Annotated in this window: 17 protein-coding genes; 15 read left to right on the forward strand and 2 right to left on the reverse strand. The window is 66.8% G+C overall.

The annotated features are described in order from the left end of the window. Positions 1 to 147 precede the first annotated feature (147 nt). A complete protein-coding gene (gene ppk2 / locus BLR24_RS07570) occupies positions 148 to 1,068 on the forward strand; it encodes a polyphosphate kinase 2 (protein ID WP_093015113.1) in 921 nt (306 codons plus the stop codon). 49 nt (positions 1,069 to 1,117) lie between these two features. After that, the gene (locus BLR24_RS07575; protein ID WP_093015115.1) at positions 1,118 to 2,161 is read left to right on the forward strand and encodes an extracellular catalytic domain type 1 short-chain-length polyhydroxyalkanoate depolymerase; all 1,044 of its coding nucleotides are present in this window, start codon (positions 1,118 to 1,120) and stop codon (positions 2,159 to 2,161) included. A gap of 23 nt (positions 2,162 to 2,184) precedes the next feature. Here BLR24_RS07575 and BLR24_RS07580 read toward each other — a convergent pair whose 3' ends face one another. Continuing rightward, positions 2,185 to 3,111, reverse strand: coding sequence for an AraC family transcriptional regulator (locus BLR24_RS07580; protein ID WP_093015117.1), 927 nt, complete (start codon positions 3,109 to 3,111; stop codon positions 2,185 to 2,187). A gap of 129 nt (positions 3,112 to 3,240) precedes the next feature. Here BLR24_RS07580 and BLR24_RS07585 point away from each other — a divergent pair, with 129 nt between their 5' ends. The 13 genes from BLR24_RS07585 to BLR24_RS07645 all read left to right on the forward strand — a co-directional run bounded on the left by BLR24_RS07585 (position 3,241) and on the right by BLR24_RS07645 (position 18,326). After that, positions 3,241 to 3,627 carry a nuclear transport factor 2 family protein gene (locus BLR24_RS07585; RefSeq protein WP_093015119.1) on the forward strand — a complete coding sequence of 129 codons (387 nt, stop codon included), beginning with the start codon at positions 3,241 to 3,243 and terminating at the stop codon, positions 3,625 to 3,627. A 64-nt stretch (positions 3,628 to 3,691) separates the two neighbouring features. After that, a complete protein-coding gene (locus BLR24_RS07590) occupies positions 3,692 to 5,176 on the forward strand; it encodes an MFS transporter (protein ID WP_093015121.1) in 1,485 nt (494 codons plus the stop codon). Between the two features lie 142 nt (positions 5,177 to 5,318). Next, positions 5,319 to 6,587, forward strand: coding sequence for an urea ABC transporter substrate-binding protein (gene urtA, locus BLR24_RS07595; RefSeq protein WP_055803051.1), 1,269 nt, complete (start codon positions 5,319 to 5,321; stop codon positions 6,585 to 6,587). Between the two features lie 186 nt (positions 6,588 to 6,773). Then, positions 6,774 to 8,321 carry an urea ABC transporter permease subunit UrtB gene (gene urtB / locus BLR24_RS07600; protein WP_093015123.1) on the forward strand — a complete coding sequence of 516 codons (1,548 nt, stop codon included), beginning with the start codon at positions 6,774 to 6,776 and terminating at the stop codon, positions 8,319 to 8,321. Further along, complete coding sequence (urtC, locus tag BLR24_RS07605) at positions 8,318 to 9,541, forward strand: urea ABC transporter permease subunit UrtC (protein ID WP_093015125.1); 1,224 nt, start codon at positions 8,318 to 8,320, stop codon at positions 9,539 to 9,541. The genes urtB and urtC overlap by 4 nt, the downstream gene beginning before the upstream one ends. Beyond that, positions 9,538 to 10,416: an urea ABC transporter ATP-binding protein UrtD gene (gene urtD / locus BLR24_RS07610; RefSeq protein WP_093015127.1), complete on the forward strand. Its 879-nt coding sequence runs from the start codon at positions 9,538 to 9,540 to the stop codon at positions 10,414 to 10,416. The genes urtC and urtD overlap by 4 nt, the downstream gene beginning before the upstream one ends. A 12-nt stretch (positions 10,417 to 10,428) precedes the next feature. Then, the gene (gene urtE, locus BLR24_RS07615) at positions 10,429 to 11,121 is read left to right on the forward strand and encodes an urea ABC transporter ATP-binding subunit UrtE (protein ID WP_093015129.1); all 693 of its coding nucleotides are present in this window, start codon (positions 10,429 to 10,431) and stop codon (positions 11,119 to 11,121) included. 120 nt (positions 11,122 to 11,241) lie between these two features. Then, positions 11,242 to 12,501, forward strand: a complete 1,260-nt coding sequence (locus BLR24_RS07620; RefSeq protein WP_093015131.1) for an MFS transporter — start codon at positions 11,242 to 11,244, stop codon at positions 12,499 to 12,501. 125 nt (positions 12,502 to 12,626) lie between these two features. Further along, on the forward strand, positions 12,627 to 14,183 hold the full coding sequence (locus BLR24_RS07625; protein WP_093015133.1) for an alkaline phosphatase D family protein: 1,557 nt from the start codon (positions 12,627 to 12,629) through the stop codon (positions 14,181 to 14,183). Positions 14,184 to 14,271: 88 nt separating this feature from the next. Further along, positions 14,272 to 15,282 (forward strand): aldo/keto reductase, encoded by a 1,011-nt coding sequence (locus BLR24_RS07630; RefSeq protein ID WP_093015135.1) that lies wholly within the window; start codon positions 14,272 to 14,274, stop codon positions 15,280 to 15,282. A 37-nt stretch (positions 15,283 to 15,319) separates the two neighbouring features. Then, positions 15,320 to 16,258 carry a VTT domain-containing protein gene (locus BLR24_RS07635; RefSeq protein WP_093015137.1) on the forward strand — a complete coding sequence of 313 codons (939 nt, stop codon included), beginning with the start codon at positions 15,320 to 15,322 and terminating at the stop codon, positions 16,256 to 16,258. Positions 16,259 to 16,315: 57 nt separating this feature from the next. Further along, positions 16,316 to 17,680, forward strand: coding sequence for a cache domain-containing protein (locus BLR24_RS07640; protein ID WP_093015139.1), 1,365 nt, complete (start codon positions 16,316 to 16,318; stop codon positions 17,678 to 17,680). Between the two features lie 4 nt (positions 17,681 to 17,684). Next, entirely contained in the window at positions 17,685 to 18,326 is a 642-nt protein-coding gene (locus BLR24_RS07645) for a response regulator transcription factor (protein WP_093015142.1), read from the forward strand. An 18-nt stretch (positions 18,327 to 18,344) separates the two neighbouring features. Here the strand turns inward: BLR24_RS07645 and BLR24_RS07650 are convergent, their stop codons facing one another. Continuing rightward, positions 18,345 to 19,325, reverse strand: a complete 981-nt coding sequence (locus tag BLR24_RS07650; protein WP_093015145.1) for an MBL fold metallo-hydrolase — start codon at positions 19,323 to 19,325, stop codon at positions 18,345 to 18,347. Positions 19,326 to 19,376 lie beyond the last annotated feature (51 nt).

Raw genomic sequence — 19,376 nt, forward strand, 5'->3', positions numbered from 1 at the left:
GCGTGTGGATCAGGAAAGACAAAAGGGTGTGCCCCGGATGGTGTTCGCCATTTATGACAACTTCGTGTCGGTGGATTGCAGGCTGTCACGCGATGGTCATATGCGGCGGGCAGCATGCTTTGTTCTACCTCACCCCTTCTCCTTGCCATGATGCTGACGAGCGCACTTCCAGACCACGAAGACCTGATGCAACGCATCGCCCGCGACCTGATCGACAGCTATGACGAAGAGCTCGAGCTGGAGATCGAGGACCGCAACATCGACGGGCTTGACCCCGCGGCGCACACAACCGACAAGGCCGCCCGCCAGGCCTACTTCAAGGAGCTGTTCCGCCTGCAGGGCGAGCTCGTGAAGCTGCAGGACTGGGTGCAGCACAGCAAGCAGAAGGTGGTCATTCTTTTCGAAGGCCGCGACGCGGCGGGCAAGGGCGGCGTCATCAAGCGCATCACCCAGCGTCTGAACCCGCGCGTGGCCCGCGTGGCCGCGCTGCCCGCGCCCAACGACCGCGAGCGCACGCAGTGGTACTTCCAGCGCTACGCCGCGCACCTGCCGGCCGCCGGCGAGATGGTTCTGTTCGACCGCAGCTGGTACAACCGCGCCGGTGTCGAGCGCGTAATGGGCTTTTGCAGCGACGACGAATACGAAGAGTTCTTTCGCACCGTGCCGGAGTTCGAGAAGATGCTGGTGCGCTCCGGCATCAAGCTCATCAAGTACTGGTTCTCCATCACCGACGACGAGCAGCACATGCGCTTCCTCGGCCGCATTCACGATCCGCTCAAGCAATGGAAGCTCAGCCCCATGGATCTCGAAAGCCGCCGCCGCTGGGAGGAATACACCAAGGCCAAGGAGATCATGCTGGAGCGCACGCACATTCCCGAAGCGCCCTGGTGGGTGGTGCAGGCGGTCGACAAGAAGAAGGCGCGGCTGAACTGCATCAGCCACCTGCTGGGACAGCTGCCCTACCGGGAGGTGCCGCATCCGCCGGTCGACCTGCCGGCGCGCGAGCGCCATGCGGACTACCTGCGCCAACCCGTGCCGGCCCACATGATCGTGCCGGAAATCTACTGAGGCTTGGCAGCCGTTTGGCCGGCCGGCGCTTTGCCCTCACACTGCGCCCATGGTCCGTCGTTCCACTGCATCCCTGTTCGCCCGCGCCTACGAGCGCAATCTGAAGGCACTCACCAAGCTCACGCTCGGCAACAGCAAGCGCGTGACGGGCCAAGTGCAGCGCGCGACCGCCAAGCGGCTCAAGCCGCCCCCGGGCAGGGGCGACTGGCTCAGCGGCATGGCGCTGGGCCCCGGCGGTGCACGCGGCTATCACTTGTTCCGTCCGGCCGACCTGAAGCTCGCACCCGGCGAGAAGCTGCCGCTCATGGTCATGCTGCACGGCTGCGGCCAGACGGGGCGCGACTTTGCAGCCAGTACGCGCATGAATACGCTGGCCGTGCGGCAGCGCTTCCTGGTGCTGTACCTGGAGCAAGACAGGCTGGCCCATCCCCAAGGCTGCTGGAACTGGTATGAGCGCCGCTCGGGCAAGGCCGATGCCGAGGCCGCCACGCTGATGGCGGCCATCGACCAGGCCTGCGTGCTGTATCCGGTCGACCGCGAGCGCATTGCACTGGCCGGACTTTCGGCCGGTGCCAGCATGGCGGCGCTGCTGGCCACGCGCTATCCGCTGCGCTTTCGCGCCGTGGTCATGCATTCGGGCGTGGCCCCAGGTGCGGCAAAGTCGTCGGCAACGGCCCTCGGCGCGATGCGCGGGCAGCACACGCCGCCCATGCCGTCCACCGCGGTCGGCAAGGCGATGGGCGCGGCCGCCGTCTTCGCGACCTTGCCGCCGATGCTGGTGCTGCATGGCACCGCCGATGCCGTGGTGGCGCCGAGCAATGCCGTCAACAGCGCCGCCGTGTGGGCCACGGCCCTCGGCGCCAAGCCGGGGAAGCCGCGCATGCTCCAGCGCGGCAAACGGCACCCCATGCAAGTGACCGAGTTCCGGCACAAAGGCCGCGCGGTGGTCACGCTGTGCGAGATTGCGCGCCTCGGGCACGCATGGAGCGGCGGCGCTTCCCGGCTGCTTTTCAGCGACCCGGAAGGGCCCGATGCCACGCGCATGGTCTGGGCCTATGCAGCGGCGCAGTTCAAGCTTGTGGCCAAGGCCTGAGCGACGCTTTTTTTTTAAAGCACCTAAGCCATGGCGCCATCGCGTGCCGCCGCACGCCAGGCGCCCGGCGCCATGCCCATCGTGCGCTTGAAGGCCTTGCTGAACGCCGCTTCCGATTCATAGCCCACCGCGCCGGCAATGGTGCCGACCGCGGCATGGCCCTGGCCGAGCATGCTGCCGGCCTTGAACATGCGCCACTGCGTGAGGTACTCCAGCGGCGCCTGGCCCACCCGCTCGCGGAAGCGCTGCGCAAACGCCGAGCGCGAAAGGCTGGCGGCCGAGGCCAGCGTTTCCACCGTCCAGTCGCGCGCCATGTCCTTGTGCATGGCGCGCAGCGCGGGCCCGATGCGCGCGTCGGCCAGTGCGCCCAGCCACCCCGTTTGCTGCGGACCGTCTGCCGCGACATGCGCGCGCACAGCCTGCACGAAGACAATGTCGGCCAGCCGGCTCACGAGCAGCCCCGAGCCCAGGCCCGGCTCGCCCGTTTCCATCGCAAGCAACTGCAAGGTGCCTTGCAGCGCGATGGCGCGTGCCTGCTCCATCTTCACGTGCAGCAGCACCGGCAGCAGATCGAGCAGCGGCCGGGCCGCGCGCTGGTCGAAGTGAAACCAGCCACAGATCACCGACGCCGCGGTACCCGTGCCGCCCAGCTCCACGACACCGCCAATGCGGTCGCGCACCACCGAGGCGCAACTCACGGCCGGCGTGTCCGGATGGTCGCGAAGCACATAGGGGGTGCCGTGCGCGAGCACATAGCAATCGCCCGCGGCCAGCGCCACCGGCTGCGCCACGCCCGGCACCTCGAGCAGGCAGCTGCCGCGCACCACCAAGCCGAAGCGCGCGCTCTCGCCACCCGCCAGGCTCACGCCCCATGGCGTGCGCGCCTCGAGCCGCGCATAAAGCGCGCTGCGCACGCGCATGGCGGCGAACACGTCGTCGAGCGGGTCCATGAAAGCTCCTGTCGCGGTGGACGAATGGACAAGATTGTCGGCTTTCCAGGCATTCACTGTCCACTCGCTGCGCCACAAACTGCGGTCTCGAACTTCGGCTCCGTCGAGTCGAACCCAAGGATCCAGCTCATGACCACCCGCACCTCTTTTGCCGAACTCGCCGACCGTTATGTCGCCGTCTGGAACGAGCCCGACCCCGACACGCGCCGTGCCGCCATTGCCCAGCTCTGGGTGCCTGACGGCGAGCACTTCGTGCGCACTCTGCAGGTCAAGGGCTACGAGGGGCTCGAGCAGCGCATCAGCGGCTCGTACGAGAAGAACGTGCGCGATGGCGGTTTTCGTTTTGCCTCGTCGGGCGACACGCAGCGGTTGCATGACGCCGTGATGTTCCATTGGCACATGGCTCCGGCCGAGGGCGGACCCATTGCCGCGCTCGGCCTCGAGTTTCTCGTGCTCGCGGCCGACGGGCGCATCGCGGCGGACTACCAGTTCATCCTGCCCTCGCCCGCTGCCTGAGTGTCTGCCATGACCTCCGAGGTCATTGCGCCGGCGCCGCTCCATCTCAACACTCGAAACCATCATGTCCCAGTCATCGAACATCGCTGCATCGGCAGCTGCATCGCTCAACTCCACTGCGGCCGGCGGCATGGCGCAGCCCGGCCGATGGGCCCTGTGGGTCATGCTCAGCGGCACCTTCCTGGTGGTGCTGGATTTCTTCATCGTCAACGTGGCGCTGCCTTCGATGCAGCGCGAACTCCACGCCTCGGCGGGCACGTTGCAGATGGTGGTGGCCGGCTACGGCCTGGCCACGGCCGCGGGCCTGATCACCGGCGGCCGGCTCGGCGACCTGTTCGGCCGCCGCCGCATGTTCATGCTGGGCCTGCTGCTGTTCACGCTGGCTTCGGCTGCGTGCGGCCTGGCGCCGAGTGCCGAACTGCTCGTGTCGGCCCGCGTGCTGCAGGGCCTGGCCGGCGCGTTGCTGCAGCCGCAGGTGCTGGCGATGATCGGCCTGGCCTACACGGGTGAGAGCCGTGCGCGTGCCTTCGCGGCCTACGGGCTCACGCTGGGCATGGGTGCCACGCTCGGCCAACTGGTCGGTGGACTGCTGATCCATGCCGACCTCGGCGGGCTCGGCTGGCGCAGCTGCTTTCTCATCAACCTGCCGATCGGCCTCTGCGCGCTGCTGCTTGCACCGCGCGTCATTCCGCCACTGGCGAACAGCGGCAACAGTGCCGGGAGCCGGCTCGACATCGCCGGCATGCTGCTGGCCGCCGCTGGTTCGGTGGCCGTGGTGCTGCCGCTGGTCGAAGGCCGCGAGCAAGGCTGGCCGCTGTGGAGCTGGCTGTGCCTTGCGGCTGCCGTGCCGCTGCTGGCCGTGTTCGCGTACCAGCAGCGCCGCCTCGCGGCGCGCGGCGGCGTACCGCTGGTGGCGCCCGCGCTGCTGGCCAACAGTCGCTTCGTCACGGGGCTACTCACCACCTTGGCCTTCTACGTGGGCAATGCATCGCTCTATTTCGTGCTGGCCCTGTACCTGCAGCAAGGCCTCGCATTGGACCCGCTCACCTCGGGCCTCGTCTTCACGGCACTGGCGATCGGCTTCTTCGCCACCTCGATGGCCGGCGCGCGCCTGGCACGCCGCTTTGGCGGCAAGCCGCCCATCGCGCTCGGTGCCCTGGTGCTGGCCGCAGGTCATGCCCTGCAGCTCGTCAACGTGTCGGGATGGCTGGGCCATTCGCACGTGGCCGCGTGGATGGTGCCGCTGCTCGTGGTCGAGGGCGCCGGTCTCGGCATGGTGATGGCGCCGCTGGTGTCCACCGTGCTGGCCGGTCTGCCGCCGCAGCACGCGGGCGTGGCCTCGGGCGTGCTGGCGATGGTGCAGCAAGCGAGCAACGCGCTGGGCGTGGCGTTGATCGGCATCCTGTTCTATGGACGGCTGGGCAGCACGGCCGATGCGGCCGGCCATGGCGCAGCGTTTGCGGTGGCGCTGGGCTATCTGGTGGTGTCGGCCTTGCTGGTGGCGGTGCTGCACCGGCGCGGCAGCCGGATGCAGGCGGCGAAGGACTGACAGCGGTCCGGCCAGCAGCACCTGAGTACCTCCGTGTACGCCACCCGGCGTATTTCTAGCGAGCGGGCGAATCCGCAGACTCCCCTCCATCGTCCGGCCAGCCGGCGACAAAGGTTTCAACCACCCTGGAGCAGGAGTCCACATGCAACGTCGTTTCACACTCAAGGCGCTCACCGCCGCCGTCGCCCTGGCCAGCATCTCCGCTGCGCCGGCCTTTGCCGCCGACACCATCAAGGTCGGCGTGCTGCACTCGCTGTCGGGCACGATGGCCATCTCGGAAACCGTGTTGAAAGACACGGTGCTGATGGCTATCGAGGACATCAACAAGAAGGGCGGCGTGCTGGGCAAGCAGCTCGAGCCCGTGGTGGTCGACCCGGCTTCCAACTGGCCGCTGTTCGCCGAAAAGACGAAGCAGCTGCTCGGCCAGGACAAGGTCTCGGTGATTTTCGGCTGCTGGACCTCGGTGTCGCGCAAGTCGGTGCTGCCGGTGGTCGAGGAAATGAACGGCCTCCTGTTCTACCCCGTGCAGTACGAAGGCGAAGAACTCTCGAAGAACGTGTTCTACACGGGCGCCGCGCCTAACCAGCAAGCCATTCCGGCCGTCGACTACCTGATGAGCAAAGAAGGCGGCGGCGCCAAGCGCTGGGTGCTGCTGGGCACCGACTACGTGTACCCCCGCACCACCAACAAGATCCTGCGCGCCTACCTGAAGAGCAAGGGCGTGAAGGACACCGACATCGACGAGAAGTACACCCCCTTCGGCCACAGCGACTACCAGACCATCGTCGCCGACATCAAGAAGTTCTCGGCCGGCGGCAAGACGGCCGTGGTGTCGACCATCAACGGCGACTCCAACGTGCCGTTCTACAAGGAACTGGGCAACGCCGGCCTCAAGGCCAAGGACGTGCCAGTGGTGGCCTTCTCGGTGGGTGAAGAAGAACTGCGCGGCGTGGACACCAAGCCGCTGGTCGGCCACCTGGCCGCATGGAACTACTTCATGTCGATCAAGAACCCGACCAACACGGCGTTCATCAAGCAGTGGGGCGACTACGCCAAGGCCAAGAACATTGCCGGCCACAAGGATAAGCCGCTCACCAACGACCCGATGGAAGCCACGTGGATCGGCATCCACATGTGGAAGCAAGCGGTCGAGAAGGCCAAGAGCACCGACACCGACAAGGTGATCGCGGCGATGGCCGGCCAGACGTTCACGGCCCCTTCGGGCATCGTCTCGAAGATGGACGAGAAGAACCATCACCTGCACAAGAGCGTGTTCATCGGCGAGATCAAGGCCGACGGACAGTTCAGCGTGGTGTGGAAGACGCCGGGCCCGGTCAAGGCCAAGCCGTGGAGCCCGTACATCGAAGGCAACGACAAGAAGCCTGACCAGCCGGCTGGCAAGTCGCTGTAAAGCGCGTTTCCTCCCTCCCCCGCTGGGGGAGGGCAGGGGTGGGGGCAAGCGGCGGTCGATCCGGTCACTGCGCCTGTGTTGGCGCTGCGTGCCCCCACCCCAACCCTCCCCCGGAAGGGGAGGGAGCCAATCCCAACTTCCACTTTCACCATGCTTCGACGATCCCTTCACTGCGCACTCGCCGCCATGCTGCTCATGGCATCGGCCGTCCATGCGCTGACCGCCGACGAAGCCAAGGCCATCGCCTCCGGCGAATCCGAATCGCGCATCAACGCGCTCAACAAGGCCGTTCTCACGGCCGACGAGAAAACCGCCGCCTTCATCCAGGCCATGTCCGAGGATGCGGTCAAGTATTCCGAAGACAAGGTCTTCGTGATGAAGGACGACAAGGGCTACGACCCCGTGACGGGCGCCGAGCTGAAGGTGCCCGACACGGCCGAGGACGTGGTCAACAACAACCTGATGCGCGGTGCCCTCGATGCCGCACAGGCCGCGCTCAAGCTCACGAGCAAGGACGACACGGTGCGCGCCGAAGCCGCGCAGGCGCTCTTCAAGGAGCCCGACGAATCGCGCATCCCGATGGTCGAGAAGGCGCTGGCCGCCGAGACCAATCCCGCCATCAAGGCGCAGCTCCAGCTAGTGCGCGCGGCCAGCATGCTCACCAGCGCCGACAAGGCCAAGCGCCTTGCCGCGGCCAAGGAGCTTGGCGCCAACAGCAGCCCCGACACCAAGCTGCTGCTCAACCAACGCCTGGCCGACGAGACCGAAGCGGACGTCAAGGCCGCCATCGTCGCTTCCATTGCCAGCATCGACGGCTCGCTGGTGTGGGGCGACCGCATCAACGCGGTGTTCAGCGGCATCAGCCTGGGCTCGGTGTTGCTGCTTGCTGCGCTGGGCTTGGCCATCACCTACGGCCTGATGGGCGTCATCAACATGGCGCACGGCGAGCTGATGATGATCGGCGCCTACGCCACCTACGTGATGCAGGGCATCTTCCAGCGCTACATGCCCGAGGCGGCCTTCGGCTGGTACCTGGTGGCGGCTATTCCGGTGGCATTCCTGAGTTCGGCGCTGGTAGGCGCGGTGCTCGAACGCGGCGTGATCCGTTTTCTTTACGGCCGGCCGCTCGAAACACTGCTCGCCACCTGGGGCATCAGCCTGATGCTGCAGCAGCTCGTGCGCTCGCTGTTCGGCGCGCAGAACGTCGGCGTGGAAAATCCCGGCTGGATGAGCGGCGGCTTCACCATGCTGAGCAACGTTACGCTGCCGTGGAACCGCATCTGCATCATCATCTTCGCGGTGCTGGTACTGCTTGCGATGGGCTGGCTCATCGGCCGCACGCGGCTCGGCCTCTTCGTGCGCGGCGTCACACAGAACCGCCCGATCGCCGCGTGCATGGGCGTGAACACGGCACGCATCGACACCTATGCCTTCGCGCTCGGCTCCGGCATTGCCGGCCTCGCGGGCTGCGCACTGAGCCAGATCGGCAACGTGGGCCCTGACCTCGGCCAGAGCTATATCGTGGACAGCTTCATGGTGGTCGTGATGGGCGGCGTGGGCCAGCTCGCGGGCACGGTGTATGCGGCCATGGGGCTCGGCATTCTCAACAAGTTCATCGAAGGCTGGGCGGGCGCGGTGCTCGCGAAGATCGCGGTGCTTGTCTTCATCATCATCTTCATTCAAAAGAGACCTCAGGGCATCTTCGCCATGAAGGGCCGGAGCGCAGAAGCATGAGCAGCAAGGTCGTACTTCCAACCAAAGGGCCGCTCATGAGCGGCAAGGGCTGGACAGCCTTCTTCGTCACGCTCATCGTGGTGTGCGCCGTGGCGCCGGTGCTCAACATGGTGGTGCCGGCCGGAAGCCCGCTGCACATGAGCGACTACGCGGTGGCGCTGGTCGGCAAGATCATGTGCTACGCCATCTGCGCGCTGGCCATGGACCTGATCTGGGGCTACACCGGCATTCTCTCGCTGGGCCATGGTCTCTTCTTTGCGCTGGGCGGCTACATGATGGGCATGTACCTCATGCGCCAGATCGGCCGCGACGGCAACTACAAGAGCGACCTGCCGGACTTCATGGTGTTTCTCGACTGGAAGACGCTGCCCTGGCACTGGACCTTCAGCGACAGCTTCATTGCCACGCTCGTCCTCATCGTTGCGGTGCCGGGCCTCATTGCCTTCGTATTCGGCTTCTTCGCGTTCCGCTCGCGCATCAAGGGCGTGTATTTCTCGATCATCACACAGGCCATGACTTTCGCGGCGATGCTGCTGTTCTTCCGCAACGAGACGGGCTTTGGCGGCAACAACGGTTTTACCGACTTCAAGCGCATCCTTGGCATTCCGATTGCCACGCAAGAGATGCGCATGACGCTCTTCGCGCTCACGGGCTTGACGCTGCTCGGCTTCTTCCTGTTTGCCAAGTGGCTCGTCGGCAGCAAGTTCGGCCGCGTGCTGCAGGCGATCCGCGATGCCGAAACGCGCGTGATGTTCTCGGGCTACAACCCGCTGCCCTACAAGCTCACGATCTGGGTCATCTCCGCCATCATGTGCGGCGTGGCCGGCGCGCTGTATGTGCCGCAGGTCGGCATCATCAACCCGGGCGAGATGAGCGCGGCCAACTCCATCGAGATCGCGATCTGGGCCGCGGTGGGTGGGCGTGCCACGCTCATCGGGCCGATCATCGGCGCCTTCATCGTCAACGGCGCGAAGAGCTGGCTCACGGTGGCGTACCCCGAGTATTGGCTGTACTTTTTGGGGGCGTTGTTCATTGCTGTCACGCTGTTCCTGCCGAACGGCATCGTGGGCCTGGTGAAGAAATGGCTGTCGCGCGAAAAGGCCGTGCCAAGCGCTGGCCGCGAAGAAGCGCAGCGCGCCATGGCCGCCGCGCAAGGCATGGAGCCTGAGGCGCTGCACGCGCCGCTGGTGGTGCCCGAAGTGAAGGGAGCGCGCGCATGACGCCCGACCTGATGGAAGCCGGCGCCGAGCGCGCCGCACGCGCCAAAGGCATTCCCTATGTGAGCAGCAGCACCGAATCGGGCGGCCGTTCCGCCGACTTCGGTCGCATCGCAACGCCGGGCGAGGTCGACGTGACGCACGGCCGCATCCTCTATCTCGAAGACGTGAGCGTGAGCTTCGACGGCTTCAAGGCCATCAACAAGCTGTCGCTCGACATTGCGCCGGGCGAGCTGCGCTGCATCATCGGCCCCAACGGTGCGGGCAAGACCACGATGATGGACATCATCACCGGCAAGACGCGGCCCGACTCGGGCACGGTGTTCTTCGGCAGCACCATCGACCTGCTGCGCCACCGCGAAGCCGACATTGCGCAGCTGGGCATCGGCCGCAAGTTCCAGAAGCCGACGGTGTTCGAGCATCTCACCGTGTTCGAGAACCTCGAACTCGCGCTCAAGACCAACAAGGGCGTACGCGCGTCGATGCTGTTCAAGCTCGACTCGGCGCAGAGCGACCGGCTCGCCGAAGTGCTGCAGACCATTCACCTGGCCGACAGCGTCTCTCGCCTGGCCGGCAACCTGAGCCATGGCCAGAAGCAGTGGCTCGAAATCGGCATGCTGCTGATGCAGGACCCGAAGCTGCTTTTGCTCGACGAGCCTGTGGCCGGCATGACGGACGAAGAAACGGCCCGCACCGCCGAGCTGTTCCTCACGCTCAAGGGCAAGCATTCGCTGATGGTGGTGGAGCACGACATGAGCTTCATCCGCACGATCTCCGAGATCGTGACGGTGCTGTGCGATGGATCGGTGCTCGCTCAAGGCACGCTGGACGAAGTGCAGGCCGACGAGCGCGTGATCGAGGTTTACCTTGGCCGCTGAGGAATCGATTTCATGCTGACAGTCAAGAACATCCACCAGTACTACGGCGGCTCCCACATTCTTCGCGACGTGAGCTTCGAGGCCACGCTCGGCAAGGTCACCGTGCTGCTCGGCCGCAACGGCGTGGGCAAGACCACGCTGCTCAAGTCGCTGATGGGTCTCGTCCCCATCAAGAGCGGCAGCATCGAGCTTGAAGGCAAGCCGATCCACAAGTCCACGCCGTATGAAAGAGCAAGAGCGGGCATCGGCTTTGTCCCCCAAGGCCGAGAGATCTTTGCCCGCCTCACGGTCGAAGAAAACCTGCGCATGGGCCTGGCCTACAAGAGCGGCAGCACGCCCATTCCGGCGGAACTGTTCGAGCTGTTCCCCGTGCTCAAGCAGATGATCAACCGCCGCGGCGGCGATCTTTCGGGCGGGCAGCAGCAGCAGTTGGCCATCGCGCGTGCGCTGGCCCCCAAGCCCAAGCTGCTGATCCTGGACGAGCCGACCGAAGGCATCCAGCCCAGCATCATCAAGGACATCGGCCGCGTCATCCGCATGCTGGCCGACCGAGGCGACATGGCCATCGTGCTGTGCGAGCAGTACTACGACTTTGCTCAAGAGCTTGCCGACGACTACCTCGTGATGGAACGCGGCGAAGTGATTGCGCGCGGGCTCGGCAAGGACATGGAAGCGCAGGGCGTGCGCCAGCTCGTCGCGATTTAAGCAGCCGGGGCGGCACGGCAGTACCAGCCGGCCAGCATCGCCGTATCGGCAGAAATTCAGGGTTTACCCTAAAATCGGGCCTCTGCCCGTCACCGCCGGGCACCTCCCAGGAGCCTGGCCTTGAACGCCTCCCCACCCGCGCTGGACAGCGCGGATACCGACATTTCCGTTTCCTCTTCTTCCGCATCGCGCGTCGACTTCCTGCGGGCCGTGCTGGCGCTCGGCGTGGGCGGCTTTGCCATCGGCACCGGCGAATTCGTGATCATGGGCTTGCTGCCCGAGGTGGCGAAAGACATCGCGGTCACCATCCCGCAGGCCGGCCACGTCATCAGCGCCTATGCGCTCGGCGTGGTGATCGGCGCGCCAGTGCTCGCGGTGCTTGCCGCGGGGTGGGGCCGCCGCGCATTGCTGATTGCGCTCATGGCCGTGTTTGCCGCCGGCAACTTCGCCAGCGCCATGGCGCCGGGCTACGTGTCGCTCAACCTGCTGCGCTTTGCGACCGGGCTGCCGCATGGCACCTACTTCGGCGTTGCCGCGCTCGTGGCGGCCACGCTCGCACCACCTGGGCGCCGCGCGCGGGCCGTGGGCCTCGTGATGCTGGGGCTCACCGGCGCCACGCTGGTCGGCGTGCCCATTGCCGCGTGGCTCGGCCAGCTGTTCGGCTGGCGCGCGGCCTTCGTGTTCGTGGGTGTCATCGCGCTCATCGCCGTGGTGCTGCTGCGCCGGGACATTCCCGACCTTGCGGCGCCCGCAGGCGCCAGTCCCTGGCGCGAACTGGGCGCGCTCAAGCGCAAGCAGGTGTGGTTCACCCTCGGCATTGGCGCCATCGGCTTCGGCGGCATGTTCTCGGTGTTCAGCTACATCAAGCCCACGCTGATCGAGGTGGCGGGCCTGCCGCTTGGCGGTGTGCCCTTCGTGCTCGCGCTGTTCGGCCTGGGCATGGTCGCCGGCAACCTCGTCGGTTCGCGCCTGGCCGACAAGTCGCTCATGCGCACCATTGGCGGCCTGCTCGTCTATGCAGCGCTGGTGCTCGCCGTGTTCACCTTCGCGGCGCACAACGTTTACACAGCGGCGTTCAACGTGTTCCTCATCGGCACTACTGTCGCCATCGGCCCGGCCCTGCAGATCCGCCTGATGGACGTGGCCGGCGACGCGCAGACGCTCGCCGCCGCGCTCAACCACTCGGCCTTCAACATGGCCAATGCGCTCGGCGCATGGCTCGGCGGCGTGGCCATTGCCGCGGGCCTGGGCTGGACCTCGACCGGCTGGGTCGGCGCCTTGCTGGCGCTGGCCGGCATGGGCGTGTTTTGGTGGGCGGTGACGAGTGCACGTGCCAGCGAGCGGCCTGGCGCGACTCAGCGCGCGCCGAGCGCTTCGTAGATCGAACGCGCGGTGAGCGCCTGGGTCATCGACCCGCGCGAAGACATTGCACAATGGCTCACCATGCCCGTGCGCCAGATCACCATCGACGGATCCGACTTCGCCCCGGTGGCGCGCGCAATGACATGAGCGCGGCCCGGCCTGTCTTGCAGCGCCGCCGCCTGCTGCTCGGCGGGATGGCCGCCGCATCGCTGGGCCATCCGTTCCTGCAGCTGAATGCGCAGCAACAAAGCGCACGCGAACTCTTCACACTCGGCGTGGCATCGGGCAGCCCAAGATCCGACGGCGTGGTGCTGTGGACGCGTCTCGCACCCGACCCGCTGCAGGGCGGCGGCATGGGCGAGGCACCGGTCGACGTGCGATGGGAAGTGGCGCACGACGAAGGCTTTGCACGCATTGCCGCGGAGGGCAGGGCCACGGCCGTTGCGGCGCTCGCGCATTCGGTGCACGCCGAAGTGCGGGGCCTCGCGCCCGGCCGGCCTTATTGGTACCGCTTCACGGCCGAAGGCGTGCGAAGCCCCGTCGGACGCACCCGCACCGCGCCGGCCGACAACGATGCAGCGCCGCAGCCATCGCGCTTTGCCTTCGCCTCGTGCCAACAGTACGAACAGGGCTACTACGCAGCCTACCGCGACATGGCCGCGCAGCCTTTCGACTTCGTCGTGCACCTGGGCGACTACATCTATGAAAGCTCATGGGGTTCGCGCCATGTGCGCCACCACCAGGGCGGCATTCCCACGCAGCTGGGCGAGTTTCGCGACCGCTATGCGCTCTACAAGACCGACCCGCACCTGCAGGCCGCGCATGCCGCCTTCCCCTGGCTCGTGACCTGGGACGACCATGAGGTGGCCAACGACTACACCGACGACGTGTCGCCGCGCACCATCGACCCCGCGCAGTTTCTTGCCATCCGCGCCGCGGCTTACCAAGCGTGGTACGAGCACATGCCCGTGCCCGCCAGCATGCGGCCGACCGGTGCCGCAGCCACCATCTATGGCCGGCATCGCTTCGGCCGCATGCTCGATGTGTTCCTGCTCGATGGGCGGCAGTACCGCTCGCACCACGCCTGCCTGGCGGGACGCAGTGCGTCGCCATTGGCCGACTGCGCAGACCGGCTTTCGCCGGAGCGCAGCTTCCTGGGCAAGAAGCAGGAAGCGTGGCTTGCGAACGAACTGGCCGCGCCGCCCGCGCGCTGGACGGTCATTGCACAGCCCACCTTGATGGCCGAGGCCGACCGCAAGCGCGGCCCTGAGCACGGCTATTGGATGGACGGCTGGGACGGCTATGCCGCGTCCCGCGCGCGCCTGCTCGACAGCCTGGCCGCCAACAAGGCGCGCGGCGGCGATGCGTTGGTTATCAGCGGCGACGTGCACGCCTTCTGGGCCGCCGACCTGCGCCGCGAGCCGCAGGGCCCGGCGGTGGCAACCGAATTCGTCGGCGGCGCCATCACCTCCGAAGGGCCCAGTGCCGCCAACGTGGCCAACCTGCTCGCCAAGAACGACCACCTGCGCTACGGCCGAGGCGACAAGCGCGGCTATGCGCACATGGCGCTCGATGCGCGCGGCTGCACCGTCGAGTTTCGCGCCGTGGAAGACGAGAAATCCGCAGACAGCGCCGTCGCCCCGATGGCCCGTTTTGCGGTGGAGCGCGGCGCGCCCGGCGTGCATCTCGAAGCTACCTGAAATATCGGGGGTGTCAGCAGGTTTGCGTAGCCGTGTCTATGATGGCCGCCGCCCTTCCTCTCCGTCATCTCTCTCGATCGAGACCACCATGAGCATTCCCACCACCCGTCTCGGCCGCACGGGCCTTACCGTGTCGCGGCTAGCGCTCGGCACCATGACCTTCGGCCTTCAGACCGACGAGGCGGTGTCGCACCGCATTCTGGACAAGGCCGCCGAAGGTGGTATCAACTTTCTCGACACGGCCGACGTGTACCCGCTTGGCGGCACCGTCGAAACCACCGGCCGCACTGAAGAAATCATCGGCCGCTGGCTGCAGAAGCAGGGCCCCACAGGCCGTCGCCGCTTCGTGGTGGCGACCAAGGCGGTGGGCAAGGTCGGCCCCAACAGCTGGGACCAGGGCGCCTCGCGCAAGCACCTGCTCGACGCCATCGATGCCTCGCTCAAGCGGCTGCAGACCGACCACGTCGACCTGTACCAGCTGCACAGCGACGACCGCGAGACGCCGCTCGAGGAGAGCCTGGAGGCGCTCGACGTCATCGTCAAGTCGGGCCGCGCGCGCTACATCGGCGTGTCCAACTTCCTGGCCTACCGGCTGGGCCGCGCGCTTGGCAAGGCCGAGCTGCACAAGCTCACGCGCTACGTGTCGGTGCAGCCGCGCTACAGCCTGCTGTTCCGCGAGATCGAGCGCGAGCTGCTGCCGCTGGCGGGCGAAGAGGGCCTGGGCGTGATTCCTTACAACCCGCTGGCCGGCGGCTTGCTCACCGGCAAGTACAAGCCGGGTGCCAAGCCCGAGGAGAACACCCGCTTCACCCTCGGCACCGCCGGCGGCATGTATCAAGACCGCTACTGGAACGATCGCAGCTTCAACACTGTGACGCAGCTGCACAAGCTGGCCGACGAAGCCGGCGTGCCGCTGGCCACGCTGGCGGTGGCCTGGGTCATGGCCAACCCGCTCATCACGGCGCCACTGCTCGGCGCCAGCCGGCCCGAACAGCTCGACGCCACGCTGGCCGCGGCCGCATACAAGCTGGACCCTGCGCTGAAGCAGAAGCTCGACGAGCTCACGGCTGAATACCGCAAGGGCGACGCGCCCCGCTAGGCCCCGAAGGAGTGAACCCCAACCCCGCGTTGCTGCCATGGCACAGCTGATGTCGCTGCTGGTGCAGAACGCGATCGCGATCGTCTTCGCGGCAAGCTTTGCCGCGCGCCTCGGATTGCCGGTGCCCGCGGCCGCCGTGCTGGTGGTGTCGGGCGCACTGCTGGCGGCCGGCAACGTCTCGGTGGCGGGCGTGGTGCTGGCCGCGGTGCTGGCCAACCTGCTGGGCGACGGCGCCTGGTTCTATGCCGGGCGTCGCTTCGGCTACCGCTTCATGCGCCTTCTGTGCCGCATCTCGCTGTCGCCCGACTCCTGCGTGCGGCGCGGCGAATCGCTCATCGGCCGCTGGGGCGGGCTCTCGCTGGTGGCTGCCAAGTTTGTGCCGGGCGTCTCGGTGGTGGCGCCGCCCATGGCTGGTGCACTGGGCATGCCGGTGTGGCGCTTCATCGTCTTCGACATTGGCGCCGCGCTGGTGTGGACCGGCCTTTTCCTCGGGCTGGGCTGGATCTTTCGCGATCAGATCCAGGACGTGCTGGCCATGCTGGCCCAGGCCGGCGGCATTGCCACCCTGGCGCTGGTGGTGGTGCTGGCAGTGACGCTGGCGGTGCGCTACTGGCGCCGCCGCGCCTTCATGCGGCTCACCGGCATGCCGCGCATCAACGTGGACGAGCTGCACGATCTGCTCGCCAGCGAGACGCCGCCGCTGGTGATCGACGTGCGCGGCGAGGCGGGCGTGCAGGTCGACCCGCGCCGCATTCCCGGTGCGCTGCCGTACACGCTCAAGTCGCTGCAGCAGCGGCACCCCGAGCTGCCGCTCGTCGGCGGGCGCGACGTGGTCGTCTACTGCAACTGCCCCAACGAGGTGTCGGCGGCATTGGCCGCGCGCGTGCTGCTGGCGCGTGGTGCGCGGCGGGCCCTGCCGCTGACCGGGGGGCTCGACGCCTGGGTGGCCTCGGGCCGGCCCACCAGCGTGCATTGAGTGAGCGCCGTCAGGCGACCGGCTCATGGCCGCGCCCGGTGGTAGTCTTGCCCCCCGATGAACCTCCGCACCAAGATCGTCGCGCTGGCTGTGGCACCGCTGCTGGTTGCGCTGGTGCTGGTGGCCCTGGCGGTGCGCCACCAGGAGCATGACCTGGCGCGGCGCGAACGCGCGCTCATCGAGAAAAGCTACATGGACCAGCGGCGTAGCGAACTGCGCAGCTATGTCGACCTGGCCGTGAGCACCGTGCGCCCGCTGTACGACGCGGGCCTGGACGACGACGAAACCCGCACCGAAGCCCTGCGCCGCCTGGCCGCGCTGGACTATGGCGACGACGGCTACTTCTTCGTCTACGACATGCAGGGCCGCTCGCTCATGCATTCGCGCCAGCCTGACCTCGTCGGCAAGAACCTTTGGGACCTGCGCGACGCCCACGGCCGCTTCACCATCCAGGACCTGATTGCCGGTGCGCGCGCCGGCGGCGGTTTTGTCGAATACGAATGGCGCAAGCCCTCCAGCGAGCAGATGGCGCCCAAGCTCGGCTACGTCACGGCGCTGCCGCGCTGGAATTGGATGGTCGGCACCGGCCTTTACCTGGACGACATCGAAACGACGATGCAGGCGCTCGATCGCCAGATGAGCACCAACGTCACCACCACGCTGCTCTGGATTGCAGGCATTGCGGCGCTGTGCCTCGCAGTGGTGAGCGCCACCGGCCTGCTGCTCAACCTGAGCGAGCATCGCGTGGCCGAAGCCAAGCTGCGGCTGCTGGCTCGCCGCGTGGTGCAGTCGCAGGAAGAAGAGCGCGGCCACCTCGCGCGCGAACTGCACGACGGCACCAGCCAAACGCTGGTGTCGGCCAAGCTGCTCATCGAATCCGCCGTGGAAGCGCTCGACCGCGAAAGCCAGACCGCGCCACCTGCACTGGCCAAGGCACTGCAACGGCTCAACGATTCGCTGCTCGAAGTGCGCCGCATCTCGCATCGCCTGCGGCCCGCGCTGCTCGACACCCTCGGCCTGCCCGCCGCGCTCCAGCGCCTGGGCGACGAGTTTGCCGAAGAGGGCACCATCGATGCGTCGATCATGATCGAGGGCGAAGCTTACGAACTCTCGCAAGAAGCCAAGACCGCGCTCTTCCGCGTCACGCAAGAGGCGCTCACCAACGTGCGCAAGCACGCCAAGGCGCACCGCGTGCACATCGACCTGGGCTTCTTCGACGACGAAGGTGTGCGGCTCGAGATTGGCGACGACGGCATCGGCTTTGACGTCGACGCCATGCAGCTCGACCCGCGGCGCGGCATCGGCCTGCGCAACATGCGCGAACGCATGGAGTCCATCGGCGGGCGCCTCCGCGTGACTTCCGGCGAAGGCGGAACCACGATCGTGGCCGAAGTGCCGACCCGCAGCGCCAAGCCTGAGTAGCCAGATGACAAAAGACGCCGCCCCCATTCGCCTCTTTCTGGTCGACGACCATCCGCTGGTGCGCGATGGCCTGCGCGCGCGGCTCGGCGCCATGCCCAACCTCGAGATCGTCGGCGAGGCCGGAAGCGCAGCCGAGGCGCTGGCCTTGATCGAATCGCTCAAGCCCGACTTGCTGCTGATGGATGTCGGCATGAAAGAAATGAACGGCATCGACCTGGCCGCCTTGGTGCTGCAACGCCAGCCCGCGCCGCACGTGGTGATGCTCAGCATGTACGACAACCCCGAGTACGTGCAAAAGGCCCTGCAGGTGGGCGCGCGCGGCTACGTGCTGAAAGACGCGCCAGCGGCTGAGATCGTCGCGGCCATCGAAGCCGTGTCGGGTGGCGGCACATTCCTGAGCCCGGCCGTGTCGAAGAAGCTGTTTCGCAACCAGGCGCCAAGGCCGCTGCTCACGCCGCGTGAGAGCGAGATTCTCAGTGCTCTAGGCCGTGGCGAATCAAGCAAGCAGATTGCGCGGGATTTGGGGTTGAGCGTGCGCACTGTGGAGGCGCATCGACAGAGTATCAAAAGGCGGCTTGGGATCGAAGGGCAGGCGGAACTCATCAAGTATGCGGTGGAGCATGCGCGGGAGTTTGGGGGCGGGTGAGCTGTTGCTGTCGGATGTTCACTTCGCCTCGTAGTGGTCGTTCACGTAGGTCATGGGGATCCACCGGTAGCCCGAGCCGTCGCGGCGCAGATGGCCGACGCCGGGGAACGAGATGTGGTCGGCCGCGACCCAGTACCGGCCCTTGACCGCGTCGGCGAACGCCTTCTTGCGGGTTGCTGCGGCGGCCTTGGGATCGACGTCGAAGACGATCGTCACGCCCGGGTTGGGCATCTGAACTTCCGCCACGTGAACCAGGTCGCCCCAGAACACCAGCTTCTCGCCCTTGCTCTCGAGCGCGTAGAACGTGTGGCCCGGTGTGTGGCCCGGAGCGGGGATGGAACGGATGCCGGCGAACAGCTCGGTGGCGCCGGAGAACGTCTTCACCTTGCCGGCATCGACATAGGGCTGCACCTTGGCCGAAGCCTCGTCAAAGTACTTCTTCGCCGCCTCGGGTGCCCGGGCGCGATTTTCGGGATTCAGCCAGTACGCGACCTCCTTCTGCTCGACGTGGACTGTGGCGTTGGGAAACACGAGGCGCTTGCCATCCATCAAGCCACCGGTGTGGTCGGTGTGGATGTGCGTGATCAGGATGTCGGTGATCTGCTCGGGGGTGACGCCCACCGCCTTGAGACTGGCCTCGAGCTTGTTCAACGTCGGGCCGTAAAGCTCGCCGGTGCCGGCGTCCATCAGGATCAGGCGGTCGCCCGCCCGGATCAGGTAGGCGTTGACCGAGGCATCGACCTCGGTCGTCTGATACGTGTCCGCCAGGCGCGACTTCACCTCGCCGGGCTGAGCGTTGGTCAGCAACTTCAGCGTCGGGATCGGCAGCGTGCCGTCGGAAAGCGCCGCGACCTCGAAGTCGCCGAGCTTGAAGTGGTAGTAGCCGGCTTGATAGCGACTCACCTTGGTCGGAGGCGCCTCGGCCGCGAATGAGACCGGGGCGACCAGGCTGGTGGCGACAGCGGCGGCCATGAAGGCCGCAAGGAATGTGCGTTTCATCGTGGGGCTCTTGTTAAGTAAGTGGTGAAAGGCAGTATATTTATCTCCATA

This window comes from Variovorax sp. OV700 (genome assembly GCF_900099805.1).
In the GTDB taxonomy this organism is placed as follows: domain Bacteria; phylum Pseudomonadota; class Gammaproteobacteria; order Burkholderiales; family Burkholderiaceae_C; genus Variovorax.

What these genes read in the sequence shown, in the direction of transcription:
- BLR24_RS07640 (WP_093015139.1), top strand. Translation starts at nt 16,316, where the DNA reads ATGAACCTCCGCACCAAGATCGTCGCGCTGGCTGTGGCACCGCTGCTG.
- urtA (WP_055803051.1), top strand. Translation starts at nt 5,319, where the DNA reads ATGCAACGTCGTTTCACACTCAAGGCGCTCACCGCCGCCGTCGCCCTG.
- urtD (WP_093015127.1), top strand. Translation starts at nt 9,538, where the DNA reads ATGACGCCCGACCTGATGGAAGCCGGCGCCGAGCGCGCCGCACGCGCC.
- BLR24_RS07580 (WP_093015117.1), bottom strand. Translation starts at nt 3,111, where the DNA reads ATGGACCCGCTCGACGACGTGTTCGCCGCCATGCGCGTGCGCAGCGCG.
- BLR24_RS07590 (WP_093015121.1), top strand. Translation starts at nt 3,692, where the DNA reads ATGTCCCAGTCATCGAACATCGCTGCATCGGCAGCTGCATCGCTCAAC.
- ppk2 (WP_093015113.1), top strand. Translation starts at nt 148, where the DNA reads ATGATGCTGACGAGCGCACTTCCAGACCACGAAGACCTGATGCAACGC.
- BLR24_RS07630 (WP_093015135.1), top strand. Translation starts at nt 14,272, where the DNA reads ATGAGCATTCCCACCACCCGTCTCGGCCGCACGGGCCTTACCGTGTCG.
- BLR24_RS07625 (WP_093015133.1), top strand. Translation starts at nt 12,627, where the DNA reads ATGAGCGCGGCCCGGCCTGTCTTGCAGCGCCGCCGCCTGCTGCTCGGC.
- urtB (WP_093015123.1), top strand. Translation starts at nt 6,774, where the DNA reads ATGCTGCTCATGGCATCGGCCGTCCATGCGCTGACCGCCGACGAAGCC.
- urtE (WP_093015129.1), top strand. Translation starts at nt 10,429, where the DNA reads ATGCTGACAGTCAAGAACATCCACCAGTACTACGGCGGCTCCCACATT.
- BLR24_RS07635 (WP_093015137.1), top strand. Translation starts at nt 15,320, where the DNA reads ATGGCACAGCTGATGTCGCTGCTGGTGCAGAACGCGATCGCGATCGTC.
- BLR24_RS07575 (WP_093015115.1), top strand. Translation starts at nt 1,118, where the DNA reads ATGGTCCGTCGTTCCACTGCATCCCTGTTCGCCCGCGCCTACGAGCGC.
- BLR24_RS07645 (WP_093015142.1), top strand. Translation starts at nt 17,685, where the DNA reads ATGACAAAAGACGCCGCCCCCATTCGCCTCTTTCTGGTCGACGACCAT.
- urtC (WP_093015125.1), top strand. Translation starts at nt 8,318, where the DNA reads ATGAGCAGCAAGGTCGTACTTCCAACCAAAGGGCCGCTCATGAGCGGC.
- BLR24_RS07650 (WP_093015145.1), bottom strand. Translation starts at nt 19,325, where the DNA reads ATGAAACGCACATTCCTTGCGGCCTTCATGGCCGCCGCTGTCGCCACC.
- BLR24_RS07585 (WP_093015119.1), top strand. Translation starts at nt 3,241, where the DNA reads ATGACCACCCGCACCTCTTTTGCCGAACTCGCCGACCGTTATGTCGCC.